At 64.5% G+C, this 14,883-nt stretch carries 15 protein-coding genes and 1 riboswitch; of the genes, 10 read left to right on the forward strand and 5 right to left on the reverse strand.

Features of this window, described 5'->3' with window-relative positions:
- Window positions 1–182 precede the first annotated feature (182 nt).
- Window positions 183–1,085, reverse strand: coding sequence for a LysR family transcriptional regulator (locus QQL24_RS31155; protein WP_284316186.1), 903 nt, complete (start codon window positions 1,083–1,085; stop codon window positions 183–185).
- A gap of 105 nt (window positions 1,086–1,190) precedes the next feature.
- On the opposite strand from QQL24_RS31155, the gene QQL24_RS31160 reads away from it, so the two are divergent.
- On the forward strand, window positions 1,191–2,183 hold the full coding sequence (locus tag QQL24_RS31160; RefSeq protein ID WP_284316187.1) for an aldo/keto reductase: 993 nt from the start codon (window positions 1,191–1,193) through the stop codon (window positions 2,181–2,183).
- A gap of 175 nt (window positions 2,184–2,358) precedes the next feature.
- Here the strand turns inward: QQL24_RS31160 and QQL24_RS31165 are convergent, their stop codons facing one another.
- Together QQL24_RS31165 and QQL24_RS31170 are read right to left on the reverse strand one after the other, a co-directional pair.
- Window positions 2,359–2,751, reverse strand: a complete 393-nt coding sequence (locus QQL24_RS31165) for a hypothetical protein (RefSeq protein ID WP_284316188.1) — start codon at window positions 2,749–2,751, stop codon at window positions 2,359–2,361.
- A gap of 8 nt (window positions 2,752–2,759) precedes the next feature.
- Entirely contained in the window at window positions 2,760–3,659 is a 900-nt protein-coding gene (locus QQL24_RS31170) for an AraC family transcriptional regulator (protein ID WP_284316189.1), read from the reverse strand.
- Between the two features lie 2 nt (window positions 3,660–3,661).
- Between QQL24_RS31170 and QQL24_RS31175 the strand changes: the two genes are divergently transcribed.
- Entirely contained in the window at window positions 3,662–4,069 is a 408-nt protein-coding gene (locus QQL24_RS31175; RefSeq protein ID WP_284316190.1) for a DUF2000 family protein, read from the forward strand.
- 321 nt (window positions 4,070–4,390) lie between these two features.
- On the opposite strand, the gene QQL24_RS31180 is transcribed toward QQL24_RS31175, so the two are convergent.
- Window positions 4,391–5,668, reverse strand: a complete 1,278-nt coding sequence (locus QQL24_RS31180) for an ABC transporter substrate-binding protein (RefSeq protein WP_431310778.1) — start codon at window positions 5,666–5,668, stop codon at window positions 4,391–4,393.
- A 478-nt stretch (window positions 5,669–6,146) separates the two neighbouring features.
- Window positions 6,147–6,611 (reverse strand): YbaK/EbsC family protein, encoded by a 465-nt coding sequence (locus QQL24_RS31185; RefSeq protein WP_284316191.1) that lies wholly within the window; start codon window positions 6,609–6,611, stop codon window positions 6,147–6,149.
- 204 nt (window positions 6,612–6,815) lie between these two features.
- Window positions 6,816–6,923: riboswitch (TPP riboswitch) on the forward strand.
- A gap of 91 nt (window positions 6,924–7,014) precedes the next feature.
- Here QQL24_RS31185 and thiC point away from each other — a divergent pair.
- From thiC to QQL24_RS31225, 8 genes are all read left to right on the forward strand, one after another.
- Window positions 7,015–8,856, forward strand: coding sequence for a phosphomethylpyrimidine synthase ThiC (thiC, locus tag QQL24_RS31190; RefSeq protein WP_284316192.1), 1,842 nt, complete (start codon window positions 7,015–7,017; stop codon window positions 8,854–8,856).
- Window positions 8,840–9,853 (forward strand): glycine oxidase ThiO, encoded by a 1,014-nt coding sequence (thiO, locus tag QQL24_RS31195; protein WP_284316193.1) that lies wholly within the window; start codon window positions 8,840–8,842, stop codon window positions 9,851–9,853. The genes thiC and thiO overlap by 17 nt, the downstream gene beginning before the upstream one ends.
- Window positions 9,831–10,028: a sulfur carrier protein ThiS gene (thiS, locus tag QQL24_RS31200; protein ID WP_284316194.1), complete on the forward strand. Its 198-nt coding sequence runs from the start codon at window positions 9,831–9,833 to the stop codon at window positions 10,026–10,028. The genes thiO and thiS overlap by 23 nt, the downstream gene beginning before the upstream one ends.
- A 123-nt stretch (window positions 10,029–10,151) precedes the next feature.
- The gene (locus tag QQL24_RS31205) at window positions 10,152–10,934 is read left to right on the forward strand and encodes a thiazole synthase (RefSeq protein WP_284316195.1); all 783 of its coding nucleotides are present in this window, start codon (window positions 10,152–10,154) and stop codon (window positions 10,932–10,934) included.
- Window positions 10,931–11,542 carry a thiamine phosphate synthase gene (locus QQL24_RS31210; protein ID WP_284316196.1) on the forward strand — a complete coding sequence of 204 codons (612 nt, stop codon included), beginning with the start codon at window positions 10,931–10,933 and terminating at the stop codon, window positions 11,540–11,542. The genes QQL24_RS31205 and QQL24_RS31210 overlap by 4 nt, the downstream gene beginning before the upstream one ends.
- Window positions 11,539–12,330 carry a bifunctional hydroxymethylpyrimidine kinase/phosphomethylpyrimidine kinase gene (gene thiD, locus QQL24_RS31215; protein WP_284316197.1) on the forward strand — a complete coding sequence of 264 codons (792 nt, stop codon included), beginning with the start codon at window positions 11,539–11,541 and terminating at the stop codon, window positions 12,328–12,330. The genes QQL24_RS31210 and thiD overlap by 4 nt, the downstream gene beginning before the upstream one ends.
- Window positions 12,331–12,825: 495 nt before the next feature.
- Window positions 12,826–13,479, forward strand: coding sequence for an outer membrane protein (locus tag QQL24_RS31220; RefSeq protein ID WP_284316198.1), 654 nt, complete (start codon window positions 12,826–12,828; stop codon window positions 13,477–13,479).
- Between the two features lie 621 nt (window positions 13,480–14,100).
- Window positions 14,101–14,757 (forward strand): outer membrane protein, encoded by a 657-nt coding sequence (locus QQL24_RS31225; RefSeq protein WP_284316199.1) that lies wholly within the window; start codon window positions 14,101–14,103, stop codon window positions 14,755–14,757.
- The last annotated feature ends 126 nt before the right edge of the window (window positions 14,758–14,883 follow it).

Here is a 14,883-nt window from a genome sequence, read left to right on the forward strand (position 1 = left end):
ATTGGTGGGATGCAGGTCCCAACAAGCGCCGGCTTTACCGGGTAAGGCGCACGAAACGCGGAGTGGCGGTCACCGACCGCCATCTACCCCTGACAGAGAACATATCGTTTCCAAGATTGTCGATCAGTAATCGACACTCCGCGTTTCGTGCGCCTCTCACGCCAAGCCCACACCTCCAATCCTCACCACCGCCCCTGCGGCCCCTTCAGGAAATCCACGAAGGCGCGCAGCGGTGCGGGCATGTGGCGGCGGCTGGAATAGTAGAGATAGGGGCCGGAGAACGCCTCCTCCCACTCCGGCAGGATGCGCTCGAGAACGCCGCCGGCCAGCGCCGGCGCCAGGAATTCCTCGAAGCTGCGGATAATGCCGAGACCCTCAATGGCGGCCTGCACCTGCATTTCCATGGCCGTCGCCACCAGCGGGCCGGCGGGCGTGATCGTCACGCTCTCGCCCTCCCGCTCATATTCCCAGCGGGGCGTGTTGCCGCTGTCGAAGCGATGGCGGATGCAGGCGTGGCGCAGGAGGTCGTCGGGATGGGCGGGGCGGCCATGCTCGGCGAGATAAGCGGGCGAGGCGGCGGTGACGAAGCGCTGGGTGCGCGGCCCAAGCGGCACACGGATCATGTCGCGCTCCAGGCTCTCGTCATAGCGGATGCCGGCGTCGAAGCCGGCCGCGAACACGTCGATGAAGCTGTCATGGCCGACGATCTCCAGCGTGATGCCTGGGTGCCGGCGCATGAACTCGCCGAGCATGCGCGGCAGCACCGCCCGCGCCACGATGGTGGGCACGTTGAGGCGCAGCGTGCCCGTCGGCGTATCGCGGAAATCATTGACGGCATCGAGCGCCGCCGCCACCTCGCCGAGCGCCGGGGCCAGCCTTTCGAGCAGGCGCTGACCGGCCTCGGTGGGCGTGACGCTGCGCGTGGTGCGGTTGAGCAGGCGCACGCCAAGCCGCGTCTCCAGCCGCCGCAGGGCCTCGCTGAGGGCCGAGGCCGAGGTCCCCCGCTTCATTGCCGCGCCACGGAAGCTGCGCGCCAGGGCCACGGCCGCGAAGGCGTCGAGATCGGCAAGGTCCATATCGGCCATTGTGCGGATTTCCGTACAGCTTGTGCAAACTCCATCGGATTATCGCACGGAACGGTTTGCGGCATAATCCTTCATCGAATCCAAAAATATCTTGGGAGTTTCGCCATGCAGATGCGTCAACTGGGCAAGACTGGCCCGCTTTCCTCCGCCCTCGGCCTCGGCTGCATGGGCATGTCCGGCATGTACGGCCCCTCGGAGCGGGCCGAGAGCATCGCCACCATCCACGCCGCCCTCGATGCCGGCATCAACCTGCTCGATACCGGCGATTTCTACGGCATGGGCCACAACGAGATGCTGATCGGCGAGGCGCTGAAGGGCATTCCCCGCGACAAGGCGATCCTGTCGGTGAAGTTCGGCGGCCTGCGCGACCCCGCCGGCGGCTGGAGCGGCTTCGATGGCCGACCGGCGGCGGTGAAGAACTTCCTCGCCTATACGCTGCAGCGCCTCGGCGTCGACCATATCGACATCTATCGCCCGGCCCGCCTCGATGCCAACGTGCCGATCGAGGATACGGTGGGCGCCATCGCCGACATGGTGAAGGCGGGCTATGTCAGGCATATCGGCCTGTCGGAGGTCGGCAGCGCCACCCTCCGCCGCGCCGCCGCGGTGCATCCGATCGTCGACCTGCAGATCGAATATTCGCTGATCTCGCGCGGCATCGAGGATGGCATTCTCACCACCTGCCGCGAGCTTGGCATCGGCATCACCGCCTATGGCGTGCTCTCGCGCGGGCTGATCAGCGGCCACTGGCAGAAGGACAAAGCTGGCCAGGGCGATTTCCGCGCCTTCAGCCCGCGCTTCCAGGCCGAGAACATCGACCGGAACCTCGCTCTGGTCGAGGCGCTGCGCAAGGTGGCGGAGGCGAAGAAGGTGAGCGTGGCGCAGATCGCCATCGCCTGGGTGGCGGCGCAGGGCGGAGACATCCTGCCGCTCGTCGGCGCCCGTCGCCGCGACCGCCTCGCCGAGGCTCTCGGCGCCCTCGACGTGACGCTGACGCCGGAGGATCTTGCCGCCATCGAAGCCGCCGTGCCGAAGGACGCCGCCGCCGGCACCCGCTATGCCGCCGCACAGATGGCCCATCTCGACAGCGAGCATTGACTGGGAGCGCGAACGTCCTACGACACTCAAGAGAGTGTCGGACGATCCGCTCTTGAAACGATAACGAAACAAGAGAAGGCGACACGGTTGTCAACAGCCGCATCGCCCCTTCCTTCATGACCTGTGGTTAAAGAGCGGACAGGATGTCCGCGCTCCGGTTTATCGTGCAGAAGGGCTAACTCTTCAGCTTCTCGCCGGTCCAGCGGTCGCGGCCTGTCCAGAAAGGGCATTGTGGGCAGGCCTCCCCTTTGGGATAATCGATGCCTTCCTCGTGCGGGCAGCCGATGATCCGATCGATCATGCTCACCGAGCGAACCTCCTCCGCGCGAAAGAAGGCCGCTATCTCGCCGGCGATTTTTCCGTCACGCCGCACATCGCTCGTGTCCGAAAACCATTTTCGCATCTCATCCAATTCATCGAGGGAGGTGCGGAAGACCGAAGCCACGACCTTGCTGGCGCGCCTGTCGTCAGGGCCATAATAGGCAATTGTCCCAACCGGAAGGCCGCGATTGCCCAGCTTGGCTTTCTTCTCCAGCCATTTGCCGGGTTGCCAACCGATTTTCATCATTCGTCCTTTCAGGCTTGGCCCGCGCCAGTCAAACCGGCCCAGCGCCCTGGCGTGAGGCCGAAGGCCTTCTTGAAATGGCGGGTCAGGTGGCTCTGGTCGGCAAAGCCGGTGGCGGCGGCGATTTCCGCCAGGGGTTCGCCGGCCTCGATCAGCGTACGAGCCTGGCCGAGGCGGCGCATCAGCAGGAAGCGATGCGGGCTGGTGGCGAAGGCCCTGCGGAAATGGCGGTAGAGGGTAAAGCGGTCGAGCCCGGCGACATCCTCCAGCTCCTCCGAACGCACGGCCTCCAGCGCATGGGCTTCCAGGTAATCGCGCGCCCGCTCGACCTGCCTCAGGGCAAGCGGCCCCAAGGGCTTGAGCGGCTGGCCGGCATGACGGGCGAGCCCCCTCGCGATGCGGGCAACGAGGGCGTCGGCCGCGAGATCCTCCAGCCCTTGGTCGAGAGGTCCGAGCAGGGACAGGAGCTCGTCGCGCAGTTCAGGGTCACTGAAGACCGGCTGGCGCACGAAGGGCAGGCCCGCTCCGCCTTCGCCGAGGCCGCGCAGCAGCAAGGATGGCTCGAGATAGATCATGCGGTAATGCAGGCCAGCCTCGGTGCCGGCGCCGCCATCATGCACCTCGTCGGGATGCAGCACGATGACCTGGCCGGGCAGGCTGACGCGCGAGGCGCCGCGATACTGGAAGGTCTGCACCCCGCCCAGGGTGACACCGATGGCGTAGGTGTCGTGGCGGTGCATCTCGAAGACCTTGCCCTGGAAATGGGCCTCGATACGCTCGATGCCAGGCAGAGCCGGCGCGGTACGGATGCTCTCGGCGCTCTCACACAAACGTTCAAGACCGTGGAAGGCCTGCCGCTCTAAAGGATGCGGCCTATCGCCTGACGGCACCGGAGCCTCGAAAGTAGCCATTCATGTTCGATACTAAATTTGCGATCATATTGCGAGACGATCTTGCCTCCTGGCAGGCGCTCAACGTCACCGCCTTCCTCACCAGCGGCGTCGTAGCCAGCGCTCCCGAGATCATCGGCGAGCCCTATCGCGACCGCGCCGGCCATTTCTACAATGCCCTGTCGGTGCAGCCCGCCATCGTGCTGGCCGCCGATGCCGAGACCATGGCGACGATCCACCGCCGCTCGCTGGAGCGCGGCGTGCGCACCTCCCTCTATATCGAGGCGATGTTCGCAACCGGCCACGACGCCGCCAACCGGGCCGCCTTCGCCGACCATGCGCCCGAGGACGCCAGGGTAGTGGGGATTGCACTGCGGGCGGACAAGAAACTGGTCGACAAGATCACCAAGGGCGCGAGGATGCATCCGTAGGGGAATGAAACGAGGTGTCGAGGGGCGCACTCAAAGCCTTCCCACGAAGCTGGGGAAGGTGGCATTGCGCAGCAATGACGGATGGGGTGTGGTCCAACGGGCCAGGACTTAAGAGGAATGAGCACGGATTCTTCTCGTATACGAGTCGAGCTTCATTCTGTTGGTTCTTCGCCCGTCGGGCCACACCCCCTCCGAGCCGACTTCGTCGGCCCACCTCCCCCAGCTTCGTGGGGGAGGCTCACGTCGCGCCCTGCGACCGGTGTCTATGCTTACGACGAGCCACCGCCCTTGTCAGAAAACCCATCTACTTAGCCAGCTACCTCACTTCTTTTTCTTCGCCACCAGTTCCTTGGCATAGTCGTTCAGCTCATCCAGGCTGCCCTTCACATCCGTCCTCGTGCCGGCGATCAGTTCTTCGAGCTCGATGCCCCAGCGGTCGCCCAGGGCCGGCCAGTCGGCGTCCTGCCAGAAGTTCACGGCCGTGACCTTGGCGGTGTCGGAGAGTGCCTTGGAAAGGTCAGCGCTGAATTTCTGGTTGAATGCCGGGCTGGTCAGCACGCTGGTGCGATTGAGGCCGCCGAAATTGCCGGCCTCGAGATTGCGCTGCTCATTCTCCTTGGAGGTCGCCCAGGCAACGAAAAGACCGGCGCATTTGCGCGCATCATCGTCCTTGTTGCCCTTCACGCCGATGGCAAGGCCATGGGCATAGCCGCCACCGGTCAGCGGCGAAGGCGGGGCGGCAAAGCCGACCTTGTCGGTCACCTTGGAGACCTTGGGATCGAGGGCGAGGGCGCCGAGCGGGCTCGATTCGATCAGCAGCGCCACCTGGCCGGAGAGGAAGGCGCCGGTCGATTCATCCCAGCTGCCTGTCTTGGTGCCCGGAGCGGAATATTTGAACAGATCGAGATAGGTCTGCGTCGCCTTCACGCCGGCATCGGAGTCGAAAGTCGGCTTGTCGCCGTCGAACCACTGTCCGCCGAAGCCCTTGAAATAGGGCATCCAGCGCCAGACATTGGCGCCCGAACCGCGCTGGCCGCGCAGGGCAATACCGTAGACCCCGTGATCGGGATCGTGCAGCTTCTTCACGTCGGCGATCAGCTCATCCAGCGTCGCGGGGGGCTTCAGGCCGGCCTTGTCGAGCAGGTCCTTGCGGTAGACCATGAGGTCGCCGCCGCCGGTGACCGGCGCGAAATAGGGCTTGCCCTCGAAGGTCGCGACTTTCTGGCGGCCGGGATCGAAATCGGAGAAATCATAGTCCTTGGGATAGTAGTCGAGAACCGGATAGATCCATTTCGAGGCCGCGAAGAGCGCGACGTTCGCCTCGTCGATATAATAGACATTGTATTTTCCGATGGTGGAGGCATCCGCGCGGGACTTGGCGCGCCGGTCGTTCTCGTTGAGGTAGTCGATCTGGAAGCTGGCGCCGCTCAGCTTCTCGAATTCATCCTTGTTTTTCTCGTTGAGAGCGAGACTGTCCTGCGGCTGAGCCAGCACGCGCACGGTGTTCTTGCAGATGCCATCGGCTTGAGCGGCGAGCGCGCCCGCGGCGAGAGCCATGACAGCACCCAAAGCGGTGCCGTAGACCTTGGTTTTGTTCATCAGCGTTTCCTCCATATGTTCTGGTGCAGAGTAAGGTTAGCTCTGGCATTGCTTTACCGGCACTCGGCTTCTGTGGCCGATATGCCTGGCAGCATGTAGGAATCTTGATTGAATTCTGAGCGCGACGGCTTACCCCTGGTTATACGCACTACCCCCAATGGGTTGCTCCGCGCCAGAAACTTAAATGTGGGACACTACCATACTACGAGCTCGAGCATTTCAGCGCGGGGTCGGTAAAAGCAAACCGCCGCAGTCGGCCAGTCGATGTCAGCAGAAGGGCGCCCCGATTTCAGGGCATTTGCGCGTTTTCGCGACATTTTGATAGAGTTTGATATGTAATGGCCCGGCCCGTCAAGAGCTTTTGGTCGGATGGCGTTCTCATCCGCGGGCGATGACAATCCTTCGCAACGGCATAGGTTGGACGCAATCAGCCGCTACGGCAGGTCATACCAGTCTACGTCAACTGGAAGCTGCCTTTCTACGCCTTTACATCGGCCACCACGCCACCGGTGATACGCACCAGCTCGGCCGCCGAAGTACGGAAGGCATGGGTCGGCGAGCCAGCGGCGGCCCAGATCGGGTCGAGTGCCATCAGATCCTGATCGATGAGGATCAGCGCCGGCGCCAGGTGCCCGACCGGCGCCACGCCGCCGACGGCAAAGCCGGTGACTTGCTCGACCCAGGCCGGATCGGCGCGCTCGATCTTGCGCCCAAGCGCCGCGCCCACCTTGGCCCGGTCGATGCGGTTGACGCCCGAAGCCACCACCAGAACCGGCGTATCGCCCGCCCGGAAGATGATCGACTTGGCGATCTCGGCCTCGCTGCATCCGACCGACGCCGCCGCCTCGGCCACGGTATGGGTACCCTCGGCGAACCGGGCGATGGTGTCGGGGTGACCGTCCACCAGCAAGGCCTGACGGACGCGTTCGACGGAGTGGGACATGGAAGGGACTCACGCGATGGAAGGGGTAAAGTAATCAAGAAGGGGCGCACTTCCAAGACGGAGTGAGAATCGGAGTGCCGATCACCGATCGACAATCTTGGAAGCGTCGCGCTTGCAAGGAGGGAAGATGTCGATCGGTGATCGACACTCCAATCTCGCGCCCGTCCCCCTCTGGACGCCAGGCGATTCCGGGTCTAGGCTGACAGCCGTTCCGAGGGGTGTCCCGCGCAAGTGGGGCTGAGATGGCCTAGAGCCGAACCCTTCGAACCTGATCCGGGTCATGCCGGCGAAGGGACGGGAACTGTGGGTCTGGCATCAGGCCCGAGGACCAGGTTGCAATACCAGGGTCCGCCCAGACAATCGTCGCCCCGGATCTCCAACACTCGCTTCGAGGAGGAGATCCATGAACTACCAAGCCCCCAAAGACAAAACCGCCGCGCCGCAAAGCGTCACCACCGGGCCGATCCAAGGGTCGCGCAAGGTCTATGCCGCGCCCGCCTCGCATCCCGGGATGCGCGTGCCCTTCCGCGAAATCCGCCTCGGCGATCCCACGCTCGAGCCCGTGCGCGTGTACGATCCTTCCGGCCCCTATACGGAGGATAGCGCGGCGATCGACCTGCAGCAGGGCCTGCCCGCCGTGCGCGACGCCTGGATCGCCGCCCGCGGCTTTGCCGCCATCGAGGGCCGCACCGTCAAGCCCGAGGACAATGGCCATGTCTCGGCCGAACGCCTGGTGCGGCCCTGCCCGGCCGAACGCGTCCTGCGCCGCGGCGCCGACGGCCAGCGCGTCACCCAATATGAGTTCGCCCGCGCCGGCCTGATCACGGAAGAGATGGTCTATGCCGCCTTCCGTGAGAACCTCGCCCGCGAAAAGGCGCTGGAGGGCGCTGGCGGGCGGCGGGCCGACGGCGAGGATTTCGGCGCCGCCATTCCCGATTTCGTCACGCCCGAATTCGTGCGCGACGAGATCGCGCTGGGACGGGCCATCCTGCCCGCCAACATCAACCATCCCGAGCTCGAGCCGATGGTGATCGGCCGCAATTTCCTGGTTAAGGTCAACGCCAATATCGGCAATTCCGCCGTGACCTCAGGCGCTGCCGAGGAAGTGGAGAAGCTCGTCTGGGCCACGCGCTGGGGCGCCGACACGGTGATGGACCTCTCCACCGGGCGCAATATTCACAACATCCGCTCCTGGATCATCCGCAACTCCCCCGTGCCGATCGGCACCGTGCCGATCTACCAGGCGCTGGAGAAGGTCGACGGTGATCCGCTCAAGCTCGACTGGGAGGTGTTCAAGGACACGCTGATCGAGCAGGCCGAGCAGGGCATCGACTATTTCACCATCCATGCCGGCGTGCGCCTCGCCCATGTGCCGCTGACGGCCCGGCGCGTGACCGGCATCGTCTCGCGCGGCGGCTCGATCATGGCGCGCTGGTGCCTGGCCGGCCATCGCGAGAGCTTCCTCTATGAGCATTTCGGCGATATCTGCGACATCATGCGCCGCTATGACGTCTCCTTCTCGCTCGGCGACGGCCTGCGCCCGGGCTCGATCGCCGATGCCAACGATGCCGCCCAGTTCGCCGAACTCGAAACCCTGGGCGAATTGACGAAGATCGCCTGGGACAGGGGCTGCCAGGTGATGATTGAGGGGCCGGGACATGTGCCCATGCACAAGATCAAGCAGAACATGGACAAGCAGCTCGCAACCTGTGGCGAGGCGCCCTTCTACACGCTCGGGCCGCTGACCACCGATATTGCGCCGGGCTATGACCACATCACCTCAGGCATCGGCGCGGCGATGATCGGCTGGTTCGGCACGGCGATGCTCTGCTATGTCACGCCGAAGGAGCATCTCGGCCTGCCCAACCGCGACGATGTGAAGACCGGCGTCATCACCTATCGCATCGCCGCCCATGCCGCCGACCTCGCCAAGGGTCATCCGGCCGCCCGCATCCGCGACGATGCGCTCTCCCAGGCGCGTTTCGATTTCCGCTGGGAGGACCAGTTCAACCTCTCGCTGGATCCCGATACGGCGCGCGCCTTCCATGACGAGACCCTGCCGAAGGACGTGCACAAGGTCGCGCATTTCTGCTCGATGTGCGGGCCGAAATTCTGCTCGATGAAGATCACGCAAGACCTCCGCGAGGAGGTGCTGGCCATGGAGAAGACGGCAGCCGAAGGCATGGCGGCCAAGTCGCGCGAATTCCTCGAACAGGGCGGAGCGCTCTATGTTCCGGCCGGGTAAGCGCGAGCGCATCGCCGTGGTCGGGGCCGGTGTCGCCGGCCTCGTCGCGGCGCTGGAATGCGCCATGCGCGGCGCCGAGGTCGAGGTGCTGGAACGCGCGCCCATTCTCGGCGCACGAGCCTGCTCCTGGCTCGCCGGCGGCATGCTGGCGCCCTGGTGCGAGCGAGAGAGCGCCGAGCCCGCCGTGATGGAGCGCGGTCAGTTCGCGCTCGACTGGTGGCCACGCCATTTCCCGGACACGGTCCAGCGCGGTACGCTGGTGGTGGCCCCGCCGCGCGACGAGAGCGAGATCGACCGCTTTGCCCGCCGCACGCAGGCCCATGTTGCGGTCGACGCTCTCGGCATTGCCGGGCTCGAACCCGACCTCGCCGGGCGCTTCCGGCGAGGCCTGTTCTTCCCGCGCGAGGCCCACCTCGACCCGCGCCGCGCCCTGGAGGCTTTGGCCGGCGAGTTGGAGGATCTTGGCGTCGTCTTTCGCTTCGGCGTCGAGGCCGATCCGCAGGCGCTGGACGCCGATACCGTGCTCGACTGCCGCGGCTTTGCGGCCCGTGAGACCCTGCCCGGCCTGCGCGGCGTGCGCGGCGAGATGGTGATCGTCAGGGCGCCCGGCGTGACGCTGTCGCGGCCGGTGCGCTTCCTGCATCCGCGCTTCCCGCTCTATATCGTGCCGCGCGCCAATGCTCATTTCATGATCGGCGCCACCATGATCGAGAGCGAGCATCGCGGGCCGCCGACGGTGCGATCGGCCATGGAACTGCTCAACGCCGCCTTCACCCTGCATCCTGCCTTCGGTGAGGCCGAAATCGTCGAACTCGACGCCGATCTGCGCCCGGCCTTCCCCGACAATCTGCCGCGCCTGACGCGCCAGGGCCGGGTGCTCTCCCTCAACGGCCTCTTCCGCCATGGCTTCCTGCTCTCGCCTGCCCTGGCCCGGGAAGCGGCCGATCTGGTCCTGCCGCGCAAGGAGGTACGCTATGACCTTGACCATCAATGGTGAGACGCAGGAAGCCGCCGCCGAAACGCTGGCGCGGCTGCTCGAAACGCTGGAACTCGGCGAGGCCGTGGTGGCCACGGCCTTAAACGGGCGCTTCGTGCGCGCCGCGGACCGCGGGAAGACGGCACTCAAGGACGGCGACGCGGTGGAGATCTTGGCGCCGATGCAGGGGGGGTGAGCTTCCCGGGTGCGCGGACGTCTCGTCCGCCTCTTCCTCTCCTTCCAGCGCCACGGTTCCAAGATGCGGACGAGACGTCCGCGCACCCGGGAACCCACGCCCTCTCCCAAAAGGAGCCACTTTATGACCGATCCCCTCACCTTCTACGGCATCCCCCTCTCCTCCCGCCTCCTTCTCGGCACGGCGCAATATCCCTCGCCCGCTATCCTCACCGAGGCCGTGCGCGCCTCCGGGGCCGGTATCGTCACCGTGTCGCTGCGGCGGGAAGCGGGCTCGCAGCGCAGCGGCCAGACCTTCTGGCACCTGATCCGCGACCTCGGCGTCCGCGTGCTGCCCAACACCGCCGGCTGCCATACGGTGCAGGAGGCCGTCACCACCGCCGAGATGGCGCGGGAGGTGTTCGGCACCAACTGGATCAAGCTCGAAGTCATCGGCGAAGCCGATACGCTGCAGCCCGATATCTTCGGCCTGGTCGAGGCTACGCGCATCCTCGCCAAGGACGGTTTCGAGGTCTTTCCCTATACGACCGAGGATCTCGTGGTCGCCGACCGGCTGGTCGAGGCCGGCTGCCGGGTGCTGATGCCCTGGGGCGCGCCGATCGGCTCGGGCCGCGGGCTGAACAATGTCTACGGCCTGAGGGCCTTGCGTGCGCATTTCCCCGGCATCCCCCTGGTGGTCGACGCCGGCATCGGCACGCCCTCGCATGCGGCGCAGGCAATGGAACTCGGCTATGACGCCATCCTGCTCAACACGGCCGTGGCGAAGGCGGGCAATCCCGCAGGCATGGCGCGCGCCTTCGCTCTCGCCATCGAGGCCGGGCGCCTCGCCTTCCTCGCCGATCCCATGACGCCGCGCGACATGGCGGCGCCCTCCACCCCCGTACTCGGCCAGGCGGTGTTCGCATGATGAGACTCGACCCCTTCTACCCGGTGGTCGGCAGCGTCGACTGGGTCGCCCTCCTGGTGAAGGAAGGCGCCAGGCTCATCCAGCTGCGCATCAAGGAGCGCAGCGACGAGGCCGTGCTGCCCGACATCAAGGCCGCGCTGGCGCTGTGCCGGGCCGCCGGCGCGGAACTCGTGGTCAACGACTACTGGCGAGCCGCGATCGACGCCGGTGCAAGCTTCCTGCATCTCGGCCAGGGCGATCTCGACGGCGCGGATGTGCCGGCCATACGCGCCGCGGGGTTGCGGCTCGGCATCAGCACGCATGATCATGCCGAGCTTGGGCGGGCGCTCAGCCTCGATCCCGACTATGTCGCCCTGGGCCCGATCTATCCGACCACGCTCAAGGCGATGCCCTTTGCGCCGCAGGGGCTCGCGCGCATCGGCGAATGGAAGCGGCTGATCGGGAGTCGCCCCCTCGTCGCCATCGGCGGCATTTCGCTGGAGCGGGCACAAGGCTGCCTCGATGCCGGCGCCGATGTCGTCGCCATGGTGAGCGACGTCACCAGGCATCCCGATCCGCCCGCCCGTATCCGCGACTGGCTGGCGGCGACGCGGCATCTGGCGACATGACACCGACGGTTCTCACCATCGCCGGCTCGGACTCGGGCGGGGGAGCCGGCATCCAGGCCGATCTCGCCGCCTTTCGCGCCTTTGGCGTGCATGGCACCAGCGCCATCACGGCGATCACAGCGCAGAATACCCTCGGCATCTCGGCCATCCATGAGGTGCCGCCCGCCATGCTGGCGGCGCAGATCGAGGCCGTGCTCGCTGATTTCGAGGTGAAGGCCGTCAAGATCGGCATGGTGCCCGGCCCCGACCATGTCCGCATCATCGCCGGAACCCTGGCCGGCACGCGCCTGCCTGTCGTGCTCGATCCCGTGCTTTCGGCCAGCACCGGCCGTACGCTCGGCCGCGGCGGCACCCTCGAAGCCTTGCGCGAGCATCTCCTGCCCATCGTGACCTGCCTGACGCCGAACCTGCCGGAAGCGGCGGCGCTGCTGGCGCTGGAGGAGGCCGTCGACGAAAAGGCCATGCGCAGCCAGGCCTCGGCGCTTCTCGCTTTCGGCCCCCGGGCGGTGCTGCTCAAGGGCGGCCATGGCTTGCTTGACGAAGCCGTCGACATGCTGGCGACGGCGCAAGGCACTACGCGCTTCGCCGCTCCCTGGGTGGAGACCACCAATCTGCACGGGACCGGCTGCGCACTATCCGCGGCCCTGGCGGCGGGCCTCGCGCTCGGCCATCCCCTCGATAGGGCCGTCGCCAGCGCCAAATCATGGCTGAGGGGGCGGCTGATCGCCGGCGCGAGCCTTCACATCGGCCATGGAAAGGGCCCGGCCCTGGCGCCCGAGGCGGTTTAGTGGATAGCCATGCACTAAACGCAGGGCAGTTGCCACATTGCAGCAAAGCAATCTAGAGTCACATTCCACCCCCTAATGTGGCACGATTGGGGCAGGTTCTTTGCACAATTGCTGGGCGATTCTACTGGCTGAGTCTCATGTTGCAGAGCAGCATTTTCCCCTCTGGAAGCATAAAACTCCCTCGCTGAGGCGTTCATTGTTAGGGAAACTAATAACAAAACTCGCACGACGCGATTCGTATTTAACGTATAGATTTAGGAAATTTACAATCTTTCTTTAAATATTGAATTTCATATAAGTCTTTATGGGAATTAAAGTCGATATTAATCGGCCATTAACTACGAACTGTCACAAACCCTGTCTTAATTTCGCCTTGGAATCTGCGCGAGACCGTCACCAGACAGAGGGCTGGTGTGGCGGAAACGCTACAGACTCTGTCAACGCTTTCGGGTTATATACAGCCACTGTGATTTTCCGGTTTTGGAGTTTAGTTCTATGAAAATGCGTTTGGCCCTCGCGGCTCTGCTGCTCACCTCGACCTCGGCTTTCGCTGCCGACCTGGCACCGCAGCCGGTCGAGCCGGCCGCCCCGGCCGTCGTTCCTGTGTATAACTGGACCGGCTTCTATGCTGGTCTCCACGCTGGCGCTCTGATTGGACAGGGCAAGCTTGACCACGCCAAGTTCAACGGCACGGGCTTCATCGGCGGCGTGCACGCCGGCTACAATGCCCAGTTCGACGGCGGCTGGGTCGTCGGCCTCGAAACCGACTTCGACTACTCGAGCTTCAACAAGTCCGAGACGGTGACGAATGGCGCTGTCACGGCCCGCGCCAAGTTCAAGAATGAGTGGGACGGTTCGACCCGCGCTCGCGTCGGTTATGCCTTCGACAACATCCTGCCCTACATCACCGGTGGTGTTGCTTACGGTGACGAGAAGGTCAGCGTCGCTGGCGCCGGCTCCAATACCGACACCCGCGTTGGCTGGACGGCTGGCGCTGGCGTCGAATACGCCATCGACCAGAACTGGATCGTCCGTGGCGAGGCCCGCTACATCGACCTCGGTTCGAAGAACATCAGCCTGGCTGGCACCCGCCACAAGGTCAAGTTCGACGGCGCCGACCTGAACCTCGGCGTCAGCTACAAGTTCTGATCCGCGTATCTGGATCATTTGCGTGGGAAGAGCCCGGCGAAAGCCGGGCTTTTTCGTTGTGCGCTGCCGGAAGACCTCACGCTGATGGGTTGTTCGGGCGACGAGATCTCATGCTCCATTGTCCCGTGGCATCTACCGCCGCCTCGATGTGACGGGCCTTCGAAAAATCAGGCGGCGGTCGCCAAGTATCCCTACCCAAGTATCCCTGCCCAAGTATCCCTGCGCGGGAGACCCCCGACTCGCGGCGACACGACACCGGAGCAGGCATTTCACTGGCCGCTTCGCAAAATGTGAGGCCGCCTTTCGGCACTCGGCCCTTGCCTACTGTATGCCGGTCAAACCAGTTATCGAAAATCTACTTATTGGCTACCAGGGCGAATGTTGCCACATAATTACCTGTTAACGTGTTATTAAGAATAATATACTAAGTATTAAATTAGTAATTTGGAAATTAATAAGATATTTACCATGAATGTTGCTTCACTCGCATCGATGGCGGGAGCAAAAATAGGTGGAATCAACGCTCGATTCTTATGTAATGTTGCAAGAAAGCTACAGACTCGAACCACCATCTCTGTCTATATAGCGACATCGTAACCCTCCTCTTTGGGAACCCTTATTATGAAACTGCGCCTGGCTCTCGCGGCTGTCCTGCTCACTTCGGTTCCGGCTTTCGCTGCCGACCTCGCCCCCCAGACGGTCGAGCCGGCTGCTCCGGTTGCCGCCCCCGTCTATAACTGGACCGGTTTCTACGCCGGCCTCCACGCTGGCGCCCTGATTGGACAGGGCAAGCTCGACGCCGCCGACTTCAACAGCACGGGCTTCATCGGCGGCGTGCACGCTGGCTACAACGCCCAGTTCGATGGCGGCTTTGTCGTCGGCCTCGAAACCGACATCGACTACTCGAGCTTCAACAAGTCCGAGACCATCACGGACACCACGGGGGCGGCTTTCCACGCCAAGTTCAAGAATGAGTGGGATGGTTCTACCCGCGCCCGCGTCGGCTATGCCTTCGACAACATCCTGCCCTACGTCACCGGCGGCGTTGCCTATGGTGACGAGAAGGTCAGCGTCACCGGCGTCGGCTCCAATTCCGACACCCGCGTTGGCTGGACAGCTGGCGCTGGTGTCGAATACGCCGTCGACCAGAACTGGATCGTCCGCGGCGAGGCCCGCTACATCGACCTCGGCTCGAAGAACGTCTCCCTGGGCGGCACCCGCCACAAGGTCAAGTTCGATGGCACCGACCTGAACCTCGGTGTCAGCTACAAGTTCTGATCCGCGGGGGATCAGGATTGCAAGAGGCAAGGGCCTGGCATTCGCCGGGCCCTTTTTCTTTGGCGTGATCGGCTGCATCGCCTTGCGTCAGCCCCCCGGTCCAGGACAAATTGCTGCTTTCTTTGC

Origin of the sequence: Labrys miyagiensis (assembly GCF_030160835.1) — a bacterium.
GTDB classification, from domain to species: domain Bacteria; phylum Pseudomonadota; class Alphaproteobacteria; order Rhizobiales; family Labraceae; genus Labrys; species Labrys miyagiensis.